At 58.5% G+C, this 13,332-nt stretch carries 13 protein-coding genes; 9 read left to right on the plus strand and 4 right to left on the minus strand.

Annotated elements, in window-relative coordinates; translation table 11 throughout:
* Positions 1–37: 37 nt before the first annotated feature.
* Both MWU51_RS01035 and cobU read right to left on the minus strand, forming a co-directional pair.
* On the minus strand, positions 38–622 hold the full coding sequence (locus MWU51_RS01035; RefSeq protein WP_247033272.1) for a histidine phosphatase family protein: 585 nt from the start codon (positions 620–622) through the stop codon (positions 38–40).
* The gene (cobU, locus tag MWU51_RS01040; RefSeq protein ID WP_247033276.1) at positions 619–1,161 is read right to left on the minus strand and encodes a bifunctional adenosylcobinamide kinase/adenosylcobinamide-phosphate guanylyltransferase; all 543 of its coding nucleotides are present in this window, start codon (positions 1,159–1,161) and stop codon (positions 619–621) included. Before cobU ends, MWU51_RS01035 begins: the two co-directional genes overlap by 4 nt.
* Positions 1,162–1,243: 82 nt before the next feature.
* On the opposite strand from cobU, the gene MWU51_RS01045 reads away from it, so the two are divergent.
* The 6 genes from MWU51_RS01045 to MWU51_RS01070 all read left to right on the plus strand — a co-directional run bounded on the left by MWU51_RS01045 (position 1,244) and on the right by MWU51_RS01070 (position 7,396).
* The gene (locus MWU51_RS01045) at positions 1,244–2,032 is read left to right on the plus strand and encodes a ChaN family lipoprotein (protein ID WP_247033278.1); all 789 of its coding nucleotides are present in this window, start codon (positions 1,244–1,246) and stop codon (positions 2,030–2,032) included.
* A gap of 75 nt (positions 2,033–2,107) precedes the next feature.
* The gene (gene coaBC / locus MWU51_RS01050; RefSeq protein ID WP_247033286.1) at positions 2,108–3,313 is read left to right on the plus strand and encodes a bifunctional phosphopantothenoylcysteine decarboxylase/phosphopantothenate--cysteine ligase CoaBC; all 1,206 of its coding nucleotides are present in this window, start codon (positions 2,108–2,110) and stop codon (positions 3,311–3,313) included.
* Positions 3,310–3,777 carry a dUTP diphosphatase gene (gene dut, locus MWU51_RS01055; protein ID WP_247033294.1) on the plus strand — a complete coding sequence of 156 codons (468 nt, stop codon included), beginning with the start codon at positions 3,310–3,312 and terminating at the stop codon, positions 3,775–3,777. The genes coaBC and dut overlap by 4 nt, the downstream gene beginning before the upstream one ends.
* Positions 3,778–3,789: 12 nt before the next feature.
* Complete coding sequence (locus MWU51_RS01060) at positions 3,790–4,821, plus strand: HesA/MoeB/ThiF family protein (protein ID WP_247033302.1); 1,032 nt, start codon at positions 3,790–3,792, stop codon at positions 4,819–4,821.
* Entirely contained in the window at positions 4,814–5,296 is a 483-nt protein-coding gene (locus MWU51_RS01065) for a GNAT family N-acetyltransferase (protein ID WP_247033309.1), read from the plus strand. The genes MWU51_RS01060 and MWU51_RS01065 overlap by 8 nt, the downstream gene beginning before the upstream one ends.
* Before the next feature lie 75 nt (positions 5,297–5,371).
* A complete protein-coding gene (locus MWU51_RS01070; RefSeq protein WP_247033316.1) occupies positions 5,372–7,396 on the plus strand; it encodes a M3 family metallopeptidase in 2,025 nt (674 codons plus the stop codon).
* Positions 7,397–7,398: 2 nt separating this feature from the next.
* On the opposite strand, the gene MWU51_RS01075 is transcribed toward MWU51_RS01070, so the two are convergent.
* Both MWU51_RS01075 and MWU51_RS01080 read right to left on the minus strand, forming a co-directional pair.
* On the minus strand, positions 7,399–8,313 hold the full coding sequence (locus MWU51_RS01075; protein WP_247033323.1) for a cation diffusion facilitator family transporter: 915 nt from the start codon (positions 8,311–8,313) through the stop codon (positions 7,399–7,401).
* 51 nt (positions 8,314–8,364) lie between these two features.
* Positions 8,365–8,889, minus strand: coding sequence for an SH3 domain-containing protein (locus tag MWU51_RS01080; protein ID WP_247033333.1), 525 nt, complete (start codon positions 8,887–8,889; stop codon positions 8,365–8,367).
* A gap of 139 nt (positions 8,890–9,028) precedes the next feature.
* Here MWU51_RS01080 and MWU51_RS01085 point away from each other — a divergent pair, with 139 nt between their 5' ends.
* From MWU51_RS01085 to MWU51_RS01095, 3 genes are all read left to right on the plus strand, one after another.
* On the plus strand, positions 9,029–10,015 hold the full coding sequence (locus MWU51_RS01085) for a D-glycerate dehydrogenase (RefSeq protein ID WP_247033336.1): 987 nt from the start codon (positions 9,029–9,031) through the stop codon (positions 10,013–10,015).
* A 15-nt stretch (positions 10,016–10,030) separates the two neighbouring features.
* Positions 10,031–10,699, plus strand: coding sequence for a hypothetical protein (locus MWU51_RS01090; protein ID WP_247033345.1), 669 nt, complete (start codon positions 10,031–10,033; stop codon positions 10,697–10,699).
* Positions 10,700–10,808: 109 nt separating this feature from the next.
* On the plus strand, positions 10,809–13,313 hold the full coding sequence (locus MWU51_RS01095; RefSeq protein ID WP_247033353.1) for an FAD-dependent oxidoreductase: 2,505 nt from the start codon (positions 10,809–10,811) through the stop codon (positions 13,311–13,313).
* Positions 13,314–13,332 lie beyond the last annotated feature (19 nt).

Genomic DNA, 13,332 nt, shown 5'->3' on the forward strand with positions numbered 1-13,332 from the left:
TAACTGCTCATCTTGGGCTGCAAGCCAAACAGATCTATCAAGGCTGATGATTGATGGAATGAACTGACCAGAGCCGCCCGTCCCAATCCAGCCGCGTCACCGACAGATTGTCGATCTTGTGCCCCAGCGCGGCATAGGGCGTCATGCCGCCTGCTCGGGCGATCTGGGTCAGGATAACGCCGAAATGTGCGACAGCAATGACATGGTGATGGCCGCTGGTGTTGATCAGGTCGACGGTGTCCGAGACCCGTGTGGCGAGTTGGTTCCAGCTTTCTCCATTCGGTGCTTGATGCACGCCCGGGTCTTCCCAAAAAGCACGGGACAGGGTGGGATCGCAGGTGGCGACCTCGTTCCAGTGTAATCCGTCCCAATCACCAAAATTGAACTCACGCAGGGATTGCTGATGAGGCAAACGGACGCGCGAGCCGGCCACTGCATCTGCCGTTGAAACGGCGCGCAACAGGTCAGAAGACACAACGGTCGCTTGACTTGGTAAATATGCGGACAGACGGGCAATCGCGGCCGTGTCCGACAAGTCCGCGGGCACATCGCGCCAACCCACCATACATTTGGCGTGCGTTGGGCCGTGTCGCACCCACCACCAACTGACCGGGGTGGTCATGGTGCTCCCTTCGGCAACCGGCCCTTCAGCACCAAAGGCAAACCAGCCATGACAGTGACCACTAGATCCGCGCGTTGGGCAAGTCGTTGGTTCAATTCACCCTGCGATTGTCGAAACCGTCGCGCCAGCGCGTTTTCCGGCACGATGCCAGCGCCAACTTCATTTGATACCACGACGACGGGCGCCGCGCAGTTGGACAATGCGGCGAACAATCGGGTTTCAGCATCCGGCAGATGCGCCTCTGCGAACAGATGGTTGGATAGCCACATGGTTGCGCAGTCAAACAGGACGACCTCGGTCTGGTCTGCGGCGTCGAGAGCGGGGGCGGTATCCAGAGAAGTCTCAAGCGTGCGCCAGCCAGCGCCGCGCCGGGATTGATGACGCGCGATCTTCGCTGCCATCTCGGCGTCATGCGCCTGAGCGGTCGCGATGTAGAGCATTGGGCGTGCGGTCGCAGCAACCAGCCGTTCGGCATAATCCGACTTGCCGGATGCAGCGCCGCCCAGAACGAGCGTAAGGGGAGGAAGCGTGACGGTCATGGCGCTTGCCTAGCACTGCGACACGGGGTCCGCCAAGACGAAAGCTCTTGAGGAGATCTGCTGCCAGACATAGCCTTGCCCTATGAAACTGTATCCCTTTCTCTTTCCACTGCTGGTCCCGATGGCAGCACATTCCATGGATGCTGGACCAAGTGCAGATGATTTGGCACTTTTGGCCACGGCGGACGTGGTGATCATTGGGGAAACTCATGACAACCCGGCCCACCACGAAGTTCAGGCACAGATTGTCGCCGCACTGCAACCTGCGGGTTTGGTGCTGGAGATGCTGGCTCCAGAGCATGTGTCGGTGCTAACGAAAGACGTTCAGGGGTTCAGCGAAGCGTGGGAAGAGGCAGGCTGGCCTGATTACGAGATGTATTTGCCCATCTTCACCGCATCGAACGCCGAGATTTTCGGGGCTGCCGTCCCGCGTGATGTGGCGCGGGCGAGCTATACCGAGGGTGTGGCTGCTCACTTCGACGGTGATGTGGCGTTGTTTGGACTGGATCAGCCGCTGCCCAGGGATCAACAAGAACAACGGCTGGACCTTCAGTTCTTTGCCCATTGCGAGGCGATGCCACGTGTCGCGCTAGGCGGGATGATCGAGGTGCAGCGCCTGCGGGATGCAATGCTTGCGAAAGTGGCGATAGATGCGCTTGAACACGTTGGAAAGCCAGTGGTTGTTATTACCGGTAACGGACATGCGCGCACGGATTGGGGTGTTCCGGCTACGTTGCAACAGGCCCACACGGATATTATTGTGAAAAGCATCGGTCAGGCAGAAGATGGAAACGCGCCAGAGGGTACGTTTGACCTTGTTTATGACGCGCCCAGCGTCGACCGACCCGATCCGTGCGAGACATTCAAGTGATCGACACCAACCCTGCCCATTGATCCATGCGCGCTGGTCCCGTAACTGTTTGATGAACCTAACCCGGGGGCTGCTATGCTGGCTGGCAAACACATCCTATTGATCATTGGCGGCGGGATCGCGGCCTTTAAGGCGTTGGACCTGATCCGACGGCTGCGTGAACGCGGGGCCGAGGTGACTCCGGTTCTGACCCGTGCAGGACAGGAATTTGTGACGCCCTTGTCGGCGTCCGGTCTGGCGGCCCGCAAGGTCTATACCGATCTGTTCGATCTGACCGACGAGTCCGAGATGGGGCACATCGAACTTAGCCGCTCTGCCGATCTGGTGGTGGTGGCCCCGGCCACCGCTGATTTGCTGGGCAAGATGGCGGGGGGGCTGGCCAATGATCTTGCCTCGACCCTTTTGATGGCGACCGACAAGCGCGTTCTGGTTGCGCCAGCGATGAACGTGCGGATGTGGGATCATCCGGCCAATCAACGCAATGTCACCACGTTAAGGCAAGATGGCGTCCTGTTTGTTGGCCCGACCGATGGGGCCATGGCCTGCGGAGAATTCGGCCCCGGCCGCATGTCTGAACCGCTGGAGATTGTGGCTGCCGTCGAAACCGCTCTGACGGATGGGCCGCTGAAGGGCAAGCATGTGCTCGTGACATCTGGCCCAACGCACGAACCGATTGACCCCGTGCGCTATATCGCCAACCGATCTTCAGGCGCGCAGGGCACGGCGCTTGCGCGTGCGCTGTCGGCACTGGGGGCGGATGTGACCTTTATCACTGGCCCGGCCGACGTGCCGCCACCTGACGGTGTGAAGGTCGCGAAGGTGCAGACCGCACAGCAAATGCTGGACGCCGTGCAGGCCGCGTTGCCCGCAGATGCCGCGGTGTTCGCAGCCGCCGTTGCCGATTGGCGTGTCGCTTCGGCCTCGGATAAGAAGATCAAGAAGGACCAGGCGGGAAGTCTACCGGTATTGGAGTTTGCCGAAAATCCCGACATTCTGGCGACTGTCAGTCAGATGAAGAAGGACCGCCCCGAGCTGGTAGTCGGCTTTGCTGCTGAAACCAATGATGTGGTTGCGCATGCCACCGCCAAGCGCAAACGCAAAGGCTGTGACTGGATTGTCGCCAATGATGTCAGCCCGGAAACGGGTATCATGGGCGGATCGGAAAACGCGGTGACATTGATTTCCGATCAAGGGGCGGAAGATTGGCCGCGCATGGGCAAGGATGATGTGGCGCGTCAACTCGCCGCCCGAATAGCTGATGTGATTGGAGGCGATACGTGATGCCGATCATTAAGGTATTGCGCGATACCGATGCCGATCCATTGATTTCGCTTCCCACTTATGAAACGTCCGGCTCTGCTGGTGCCGACCTGCGCGCCAATTTGCCGGATGTGGACCGCAAAAGCGGCTTGACGCTTGCCCCGTTGGAACGGCGCATCGTGCCAACCGGATTACGCGTCGAAATCCCCAAAGGGTATGAAATGCAAATCCGCCCACGTTCGGGTCTTGCCGCGAAGCACGGCATCACGCTGGCGAATGCGCCCGGCACAATCGACAGTGATTATCGCGGCCCGCTGGGGGTGATCCTGATCAATCTTGGTCCCGAGCCATTCACGATCGGACATGGCGACCGCATTGCGCAGGCGGTGATTGCCCCGGTGGTGCAAGCTGACTATGTCCAAGTGGACACATTGTCAGACACCGCCCGCGGCGTGGGTGGCTTCGGCTCGACCGGGCGTGGCTGATCGGAGGCGATTGTGATCTGGGTTCTGATCTGGATGGCAGTGATATGGGTGGGCGGCAGCTATGGCGGCCTGTCAAGTGCGCGCCGATGGCAGTTGACGGCGCTTTTGGGTGCAGTCGTGTTGCTGAGCCATCTGGTGTTGCCGGAAGGTGCGGGAATTCGACGGGCGCTGGGCGGCAACTTCACGTCTTGGGCGGTATTGTTTGCCGTAATTTCACTGGGTGCGCTCTATGGGCGCGGTTTGTCATGGCTGAAAGCGCGCGCACCAAAGGTGCCTGTTGCGAACTCCGATGAAGGCCTCTTTTCGGAGGCTGAACTGAACAGATATGCCCGACATGTCGTATTGCGTGAGATCGGTGGGCCGGGGCAAGTGGCCCTGAAGAATGCACGGGTTCTTGTGGTCGGTGCTGGGGGTCTTGGCTCGCCTGCGCTCATGTATCTGGCGGCGGCAGGCGTGGGCACCATAGGCGTGATTGATGATGATGTTGTCGATAGCTCGAACCTGCAACGACAGGTCATTCACAGGGACGCAGATATTGGCATGCCCAAGGTGTTTTCGGCCGAAGCGGCGATGCGTGCCCAAAACCCCGCAATTGTGGTTCGGCCTTATCGGCGACGCCTGACCAATGATATCGCGGAAGATCTGATGCACGACTATGATCTGGTGCTGGAAGGAACGGATAACTCTGAAACCCGCTATCTGGTTAATCGTGTCGCTGCAAAGCTTGGCAAACCGATGATCGGCGGGGCATTGAGCCAGTGGGAAGGGCAGGTATCGACATTTGACCCAGCCAACGGGGTACCGTGCTATCAATGTATCTTCCCCGAAGCGCCCGCCCCCGGCCTTGCGCCCAGTTGTTCCGAAGCAGGTGTAGTCGGACCTTTGCCCGGTATCATCGGATCAATCATGGCGACCGAGGCAATCAAGGAAATCACCGGCGCGGGTGAAGGTTTGCGCGGGCGGATGCTGATCTATGACGCCTTGTATGCCGATACCCGGATCATCCGCACCGCAAGACGCGAGGGATGTCCTTGCTGTGGTTGATCTTGAACTTGCCCCTTTAAGTATAGATGACGTGCCCGGCCTGTTTGCCTTTGAGGTCAAGAACCGACTGTGGTTCGAAAAACATGTCGGTCCACGACCGGACAGCTATTGGAACCTCACCACCCTGACCGAAGTTGTGCACAAACAGGTGAGTGCGGGTGAAATGATGTTCTTGCTGAAAATCGGTGGACGGATTGTAGGTCGGGTGAACGTGACCGCATTGGAGGGCGGTGTGGCGCAACTGGGCTATCGCATTGGACAGGCCCATTCAGGGCAAGGCATCGCGACACGCGCTGTCGCTATGGCCTGCCAAGAGGCATACGACCGGGGTGTCTGGGCGCTTGAAGCACGCGTACTTCTCGACAATATCGCCTCAAAACGTGTGCTTGAGAAGGCGGGATTCATTCGAACGGGAAACACCACGGTCGGGGATCTGGACTGCGAAACCTTTCGCCGCGATCTTGATCAGGATTAACCTGACAAAAGTCCGCCGCTGTCTCTGGTAATCCATAAGCGTGAGGCATAGCTTCTGCGCAAAGGAGATTTGCCGATGACCAATCCGCTTCTGGCCCAATGGGACACCCCGTTCAAGCTTCCGCCCTTCGACGATATCAAGGACGAAGATTTCGAACCTGCGTTTGATGCGGCCTTAGATCAGACGCGCGCCGCCATTCGCAAAATCACCAAAAATACCGATGCCCCTAGCTTTGCCAACACGATTGAGGCGTTGGAGCTGTCTGATGCCACGCTCGACCGGGTGTTGGGCGTGTTCTATAATGTTGCAGGTGCCGACAGCACGCCTGCGCGGGAAGAACTGCAGCGCAAAATTTCGCCACGTTTAGCTGCGTTTTCATCGGAAGTTATGATGAATGAAGCGCTGTTTGCGCGGGTTGAAGCCTTGTGGCAGGCCCGCGACACGCTGGACCTGACGGATGAACAACAGCGTGTATTAATGCTGACACGCCGCCGATTTGTTCGGTCTGGTGCCTTGTTGACGGGGGCGGACCGCGATCGGTTGAAAGACGTGCAGCAGACGCTGGCGACCCTGGGCACTCAGTTCACGCAAAACCTGTTGGCTGATGAGCGATCATGGTTCATGCCGCTGACCGAGGACGATATTGACGGGCTGCCGGATTTTGTCGTCAATGCTGCCCGCGCTGCCGGTCAGGAAAAGGGCTGTGACGGTCCAGCGGTCACGCTGTCGCGATCGGTCATCACGCCGTTATTGCAACATTCGCCCCGACGCGACCTGCGCAAAACGGCATATTTGGCTTATACCGCCCGCGGGGCGAATGGCGGTGAGACTGACAACCGTGCGATTGCCGCCGAAACACTTGCCTTGCGTGAAGAACGCGCGCGTTTGCTGGGCTATGATAATTTCGCCCAGTTCAAGCTGGAAACCGAGATGGCGGGCAATCCCGAACGGGTACGTGAATTGCTGATGGAAGTTTGGGAACCCGCCCTCAAGTCAACCTTGGCAGACGCTGCCAAGATGACAGAAATGCTACATGCAGATGGTTATAACGGTGATCTAGAGCCATGGGACTGGCACTATTACGCGGAACGGCGGCGCGAGGTCGAACATGATCTAGACGAGGCCGAGATCAAACCGTACCTGCAGCTGGATCGCATGATCGAAGCGGCGTTTGACACAGCGCACAAGCTGTTTGGGTTGGAGTTTTCACCGCTTGATGTGGCGCTCTATCATCCCGACGCCCGCGCGTGGGAGGTGACGAGGGACGGAAAGCACCTGGCGGTGTTCATCGGGGATTATTTCGCCCGCGGCTCGAAACGGTCGGGTGCGTGGTGTTCGACGATCCGCGATCAACAAAAATTGGCAGGTGATATTCGGCCCATCGTTGTCAATGTCTGCAACTTTGCCAAACCCGAGACGGGTCAAGCCGCGTTGTTGTCTTGGGATGATGCGCGCACTTTGTTTCATGAGTTCGGCCATGCGCTGCACCAGATGTTATCAGATGTGACCTATCCATCGATCTCTGGCACGTCTGTGGCGCGTGATTTCGTTGAGCTTCCCAGCCAGCTCTATGAACACTGGCTTGAGGTGCCAGAGGTGCTGGGTAAGTTCGCCACCCACGCCAAAACGGGCGATCCGATGCCCAAGGCGCTGCTGAAGCGACTTCTGGCGGCTTCGACCCATGATATGGGGTTCCAGACGGTAGAGTTTTTATCGTCCGCTTTGGTCGATCTGGATTTCCATGATGGTCCGGCACCCAAGGATGCCATGGTCGCGCAAGAGGCAACGCTGAAACGTATCGGAATGCCTGCAGCCATCAAGATGCGCCACGCCACGCCGCATTTTGCGCATGTGTTTGCCGGCGACGGCTATTCGTCCGGTTACTACAGCTACATGTGGTCCGAAGTCATGGATGCCGACGCCTTCGACGCGTTCACGGAAACCGGCGATGCATTTGACCCCGATATAGCGCAGAAGCTAGAGGACCACATCTTGTCCAAAGGCGGATCGGTCGACGCAGAAGACCTTTATACTGCGTTTCGCGGACGATTGCCGGGCGTGGAGGCGCTGTTGAAAGGACGCGGGTTGGCGGACGCCTGAGCTTAACTATCCTGACGTGACGGGTCATCGGGGTGTGGTGTCACCCCGACGGGATCCTTGTGGATCATTACATCCGTGTCGGGATAAGCATGCAGGATCGCGCGGCGCAGACTTGCACCGATCGCATGAGCTTCGTCCAGGCTTTGGCTGCCATCGAGTTCAATGTGCATGTTCACAAAGGTGATTGACCCTGACCGGCGTGTCTTGAGATCGTGAAAGCCGTGGATGCCTGGATGGGTGCGGGCGATATCCTCGACCCCGGCAACAAGATCGGGGTCGGCGGCGTGGTCCATCAACCCGTCCCATGCGGTTTTGAAAATTCGCAGAGCACCGACGACCAGCATGATTGCAGCGCCGATGGCAACGACGCTGTCAATGGACTCCATCCCGAACAGGTTCGCAGCCCAAAGGGACAGGATCGCGCCGATATTGGGGATAAGGTCGCCAAGATAGTGCAGGCTGTCGGCCTTTACGACAGCCGACCCGGTTCGGGATGCCACGCGCCGTTGCCAAAGCACCAGCCCGATGGTCAGCCCGATAGAAACAACCATAACCGCGATGCCGCGCTGATGGGCCATAATCGGCGCGGGCTCGCCTGACAAAAGCCGCGCTATGGCGGCCCAAGTGATGATACCCGCCGAGGCCATGATGAAAAGGCTTTGCCCAAGAGCAGCAAGATCTTCTGCGGCGGAATGCCCGAAGGCATGATCATCATCGGCAGGGCGGGCGGCATACCAGATCGCTGCCAAGGCCCCCAGTGACACCATCAGGTCCATAGCGCTGTCGGCCAGCGATGCCGCGACGGATAACGACTGTGTTTGACCCAGCGCCCATAGCTTCAGCGCGACCAGCGTCACCGCCACTGATGCCGAAGCAATGCCGGCAGATAGGTTCAGTCTGATGCGCTCGTCTGTCATGGGTTCCGGCTTACCCAGCCGATTTACCAGACGCAAGTGGGGTGGGTGGTTCTATTCGATCACTTCGTTTGGACGCACGCCCCAAAGATTGGATTTGAGCGTCCAGCCCCGAATGCCATCGGCCTTTACCCTGCACCAGTCAAGGCCGCAGTTTTCAAGCCGCGCTATAACGCCAGCCTCAAGATAGGCGTCAATCTGGCTTTCAGTATCAGCTCGGCTGAACAGCGGGCTGAGATCTGTATCAACAATAGATGTACGCACACCGGACAGAAGCGAATAATGCACCCATCCGCCGACACCGTCCCGGTCACGCACCTGACGCCAGTGACCAAACTCTCCGATGATTTCCAACGGCATACCCGGGTGTTTGAAAACCCAATCTATGCGATGGCGCAAGGACGGTCCACGCCGCACATTCCCTTCCGAGGTCTTCAGCGAAACGAACCGTGGAATCGGCAGATTGGTCACAGACCCGCGTTTCTGAGAACCTTGACCCTGATCCGCTTTTACCGGCCCGTGCCAAAGTGTTGCAACAATGGCGATTGCAACCACTGCCAACCTTCTGGAAAACCGCATTTCCACCCTCATTTCCTGTATCACACCAGCGTGCGCGCAATTTTCTTTCGTTTGCGTCCCAGCGGTGCTTGTGCCTTGCCTCGTTCCTTGTCACTTTGTCAGGGAGACGCGCAAAAGAAAAGCCAAAGGGAGGGCGGGCATGGCCGCTGAACGTCTGAGTGTTGTTGTCACGCGACGGTTGCCCGAGGTCGTCGAGACCCGGATGACGGAACTATTCGATGTCGAGCTTCGGGATGATGACACACCGATGACCCGATCCGAACTGGCCGAGGCGATGACACGCTGCGATGTGCTGGTCCCTACGATCAATGACCAAATCGACGCGAACATGCTGGCTGGGGCCGGCGACAGGTTGCGGCTGATCGCCAATTACGGAGCCGGGGTCGATCATATCGACGTAGGGTCGGCGCGTCAGCGCGGTATTCTGGTATCGAACACCGCGGGCGTGTCGGCAGATGACACCGCTGATATGGCGATTGCCCTTATCCTGGCTGTGACCCGTCGGTTCCCGGAAGGGATTCGGCTGATGGCGTCAGGCGAATGGGCGGGCTGGTCGCCTACTGCGATGCTTGGCCACCGGATTCAGGGCCGCCGCGTTGGCATTCTGGGCATGGGTCGAATCGGTCAGGCTGTTGCGATGCGGGCGCGGGCCTTCGGGATGCAGGTGCATTACCACAACCGCAAACGCCTTCACGCCAAAATCGAAGAGCAGTTAGAGGCCACTTACTGGGAGAGTCTTGACCAGATGGTAGCCCGCATGGACGTTCTGTCGATCAACTGCCCGCACACGCCGTCAACGTTCCACCTGATGAACGCTCGACGGTTGAAGCTGATGAAGTCGGATGCGGTGATCGTGAACACCTCGCGCGGCGAGGTGATTGATGAGAACGCCCTGACCCGGATGTTGCGCGCGGGCGAGATCGCGGGTGCTGGACTGGATGTTTATGAGCATGGGAACGAGATTAATCCACGTTTGCGGGACTTGCCCAATGTCGTGGCATTGCCGCATATGGGATCGGCCACCGTCGAAGGACGCATTGAGATGGGCGAAAAAGTGTTGATCAACATCAAGACCTTCGCCGATGGCCACCGGCCGCCTGATCAGGTCGTGCCGGGCATGCTATAAGGCCATCTGTTGCAAATGAAAGCGCGGCTGATCTTGGTGTTGGGGTCGTTGGTGGTGCTGGCCGTTTCAGGCTGCGCTCGCAAACTGTCTGAAACCGAGGTTGAGCTGTCGCAGCTTGTGTTTGGCGACAGTCTTGATACCGAAAAGGTGCGGGTGCGAGCGGGGATCGGCATTTTGCCCCTGCCGGATGCAGAGCCCATCCCGAAAGGCGCGCCTAAAAACTACGCGCACAAACTGCCCAAAGGCGTTTGCGATCGTGTGCCTCAGCCGGACAGAAAAATCGAGTTTCCAGCGGGCTTTGTCCTTTGGAACCAGGTATTTCTGAAACGCGATCTTTACCGTGACGACATGTTCGAAGGCTGGCCTGAAAGCCTGCCAATGCCGCACGCCCTTTTGATGATGCATGAGCTTGTGCATGTCTGGCAGTGGCAGAACCGCAGCCGCACCGGATACACGCCGGGTCGGTCAGGGGCAGAAAGCCTTCGCCCCGGTGATCCCTATTATTGGCCGGCGCGCGAGGCAGGCGCATATCTGTCCTATGGGTTTGAGTCGCAGGCAGCGATGGTCGAGGATTACATGTGCATGACACTGTTTGATCCCATGAACCCTCGGCGTGCCGATCTGGCCGCGCTGATCGGCCCGGTTTTGCCTGTCACCCGGTTGGGCGACGCATTGGGGCGCTGAATCCCGCGTCAATGTCGTTTTCTCGCAGGTAAAGGTCGGGCTGGATTGGCACGATTACCGACCATGGGGCATCTATGTTGCAACGCAAATACCCCAAGGGAGTCGCCCCATGAAAACCCAAGTCAAAGCGCTTGTCGTCGGCGGTGGTGCTGTTGGCACCTCGATTGCCTATCATCTTGCGAAGGCGGGGTGGGACGATGTCATGCTGATTGAGCGGGATGAACTGACCTCGGGGTCTACATGGCACGCAGCAGGGCTGCTTCCCTTGTTCAACATGTCCTACGCCACAACCCATATTCACGACTATTCGGTCAAGTTTTACAAAACACTTGAGGAAGAAACCGGTCTGAATGCCGGTTTTGCCGTGGTTGGAAACCTGCGGATGGCCCAGACGGACGCGCGTATGGACGAATATATGCTCTATGCCACGACGGCTGATACTGTGGGCATCAACTATGAATTCCTGACCCCGGATCAGATCAAAGAACGCTGGCCGTTGATTGAAACCTCGGACCTGAAGGGCGCGCTGTATCACACCGAAGACGGCTATATTAACCCGGCAGACGTGACGCAGGCCATGGCCAAGGGTGCCCGCCAGCGCGGCGTTGAGATCGTGCGCAAGATGCAGGCGGACGACTTCCACTGGAACGGCACCCACTGGGAGGTCACCTGCACCAAGATGGTGGAAAAGGGTGGCAACCTTGTTGAGTCCGACGAGAAGGTGGTGATCACCGCCGAGCACGTCGTGACCGCATCGGGTAACCACGCGCAGCGTACCGCCAAGATGCTGGGCATCAAGATGCCCGCCATCCCGGTCGAACACACGTTCATCGTCATGGACAAAGACCCCGAGTTGGTGAAATGGCGCGAAGCGGGCAACCCGGAGCACCCGGTTGTGCGCGACGCCGACAATGAAAGCTATGCCCGTGAAGAGCGCGGCGGCTGGATTCTTGGCATCTATGAGCGCGGCGCACCCGCCCGTTTCGAACATGGCGTGCCCGACAGCTTCCGCGCCGACCTGTTCCCGTTGGATCTGGACCGGATTGCCGATCAATACATGGCGATGGCCGAGCGCGTGCCGTCCTGTGCGGAAAGCGGCTTGAAAGACGATTTCAACGGTCCGATCTGCTATACCCCGGATGGCAACCCGCTGGTTGGCCCCGCGCCGGGTCTGCGCAACATGTGGCTGGCCGAAGGGTTCAGCTTCGGCATCACCGCCGCTGGCGGCACCGGCTATTACCTTGCCCAGATGATGGTTGATGGGGAAGCCGAGATCGACATGGCTTCGCTTGATCCCAAGCGGTATTCCTCGAACTGGATGACCACCGAGTTTGCCGCGCGCAAGAACGAAGAATGCTATGAGCACGTCTATATCCTGCATCACCCGGACGAAGAACGCTCGGCAGCGCGCCCGTTGCGCACATCGCCAGCGTTTGATCGTCAGAAAGAAAAAGGTGCGCAGTTTGGCTGGATGAACGGGTGGGAACGTCCGAATTACTACGGACCGCTGGATGCGCCTTCAAATTTTGACGAAGAAAGCCGGTCCTTCCGCCGTGGCGGCTGGTGGCAATATGCGGTCGAAGAAGCCAAGGCGATCCGCGAAGGCGTCGGCCTGATCGACGCCACCGCCTTCACCAAGCACGTGGTCAAAGGACCGGGTGCCACGCAATTCCTTGACTGGTTCACGTGCAACAAGCTGCCCAAGGTTGGACGCATCAACCTGACTTATGCCCTGACGGCAGCGGGCACGACGCGCACCGAATACACCATCGTGCGCAATGGCGAAGGTAACTATTACCTCGTATCCGCCGGGGCCTGGACCGAATATGACGCCGACTTCCTGCGTAAGGCAGCCGAAGACAAGATGGAAGAGTTCGGCTATATCGAAATTCAGGACGTCACCACTCAATGGGGTGTATTCGCGATCGCCGGGCCGAAATCGCGCGCTGTCTTGAACGAGGTGATCGTTGACGCCGATCCAGCGACGGCCCTTTCCAACAAACGCTTTCCTTGGTTGACCACGCGAAAGATCGAACTGGGCATGTGCCCGGTCAATGCCATCCGCGTGGCCTATACGGGCGAGCTGGGCTGGGAACTGCACCACCCGATCGAGATGCAGAACTACCTCTGGGATTTGCTGATGTCAGCGGGCGAGAAGCACGGAATGAAGCTGGTTGGCGCACGGGCACAAAACTGGCTGCGGCAGGAAAAATCCTATCGCGCATTTGGCACCGAGTTGGGTCGTGACGCCACCCCGGTCGAAGCTGACCTGCCGCGCTTCATAGACCTTGAAAAAGACTTCCACGGCAAGGATGCGATGCTTGCCACTGGAATCCGTTCCAAATGCGTTACGCTGTTGATCGACGGGCCGGAAGATGCCGATCCTTGGGGCCGCGAAGCGCTCTATGACGGCGATACTAAGGTGGGTCGCTTGACCTCGGGTGGCTATTCGGTCGCGTTCGGAAAGTCCATCGGTATGGGTTATGTCCGCCCTGAACTGGCTGCGCCGGGCACAAAACTAAAAGTTAAAATGTTCGACAAATTGTGGGACGCCGAAATTACTGTGGACAGCCCATACGACCCGAAAAACGAAACCATCCGCAAGGATGGGTGATCATTGGACAACCAGAAAA

Source organism: Aliiroseovarius sp. F47248L, from assembly GCF_023016085.1.
Classification (GTDB): domain Bacteria; phylum Pseudomonadota; class Alphaproteobacteria; order Rhodobacterales; family Rhodobacteraceae; genus Aliiroseovarius.

What these genes read in the sequence shown, in the direction of transcription:
- MWU51_RS01035 (WP_247033272.1), bottom strand. Translation starts at nt 622, where the DNA reads ATGACCACCCCGGTCAGTTGGTGGTGGGTGCGACACGGCCCAACGCAC.
- cobU (WP_247033276.1), bottom strand. Translation starts at nt 1,161, where the DNA reads ATGACCGTCACGCTTCCTCCCCTTACGCTCGTTCTGGGCGGCGCTGCA.
- MWU51_RS01045 (WP_247033278.1), top strand. Translation starts at nt 1,244, where the DNA reads ATGAAACTGTATCCCTTTCTCTTTCCACTGCTGGTCCCGATGGCAGCA.
- coaBC (WP_247033286.1), top strand. Translation starts at nt 2,108, where the DNA reads ATGCTGGCTGGCAAACACATCCTATTGATCATTGGCGGCGGGATCGCG.
- MWU51_RS01070 (WP_247033316.1), top strand. Translation starts at nt 5,372, where the DNA reads ATGACCAATCCGCTTCTGGCCCAATGGGACACCCCGTTCAAGCTTCCG.
- MWU51_RS01075 (WP_247033323.1), bottom strand. Translation starts at nt 8,313, where the DNA reads ATGACAGACGAGCGCATCAGACTGAACCTATCTGCCGGCATTGCTTCG.
- MWU51_RS01080 (WP_247033333.1), bottom strand. Translation starts at nt 8,889, where the DNA reads ATGCGGTTTTCCAGAAGGTTGGCAGTGGTTGCAATCGCCATTGTTGCA.
- MWU51_RS01085 (WP_247033336.1), top strand. Translation starts at nt 9,029, where the DNA reads ATGGCCGCTGAACGTCTGAGTGTTGTTGTCACGCGACGGTTGCCCGAG.
- MWU51_RS01090 (WP_247033345.1), top strand. Translation starts at nt 10,031, where the DNA reads ATGAAAGCGCGGCTGATCTTGGTGTTGGGGTCGTTGGTGGTGCTGGCC.
- MWU51_RS01095 (WP_247033353.1), top strand. Translation starts at nt 10,809, where the DNA reads ATGAAAACCCAAGTCAAAGCGCTTGTCGTCGGCGGTGGTGCTGTTGGC.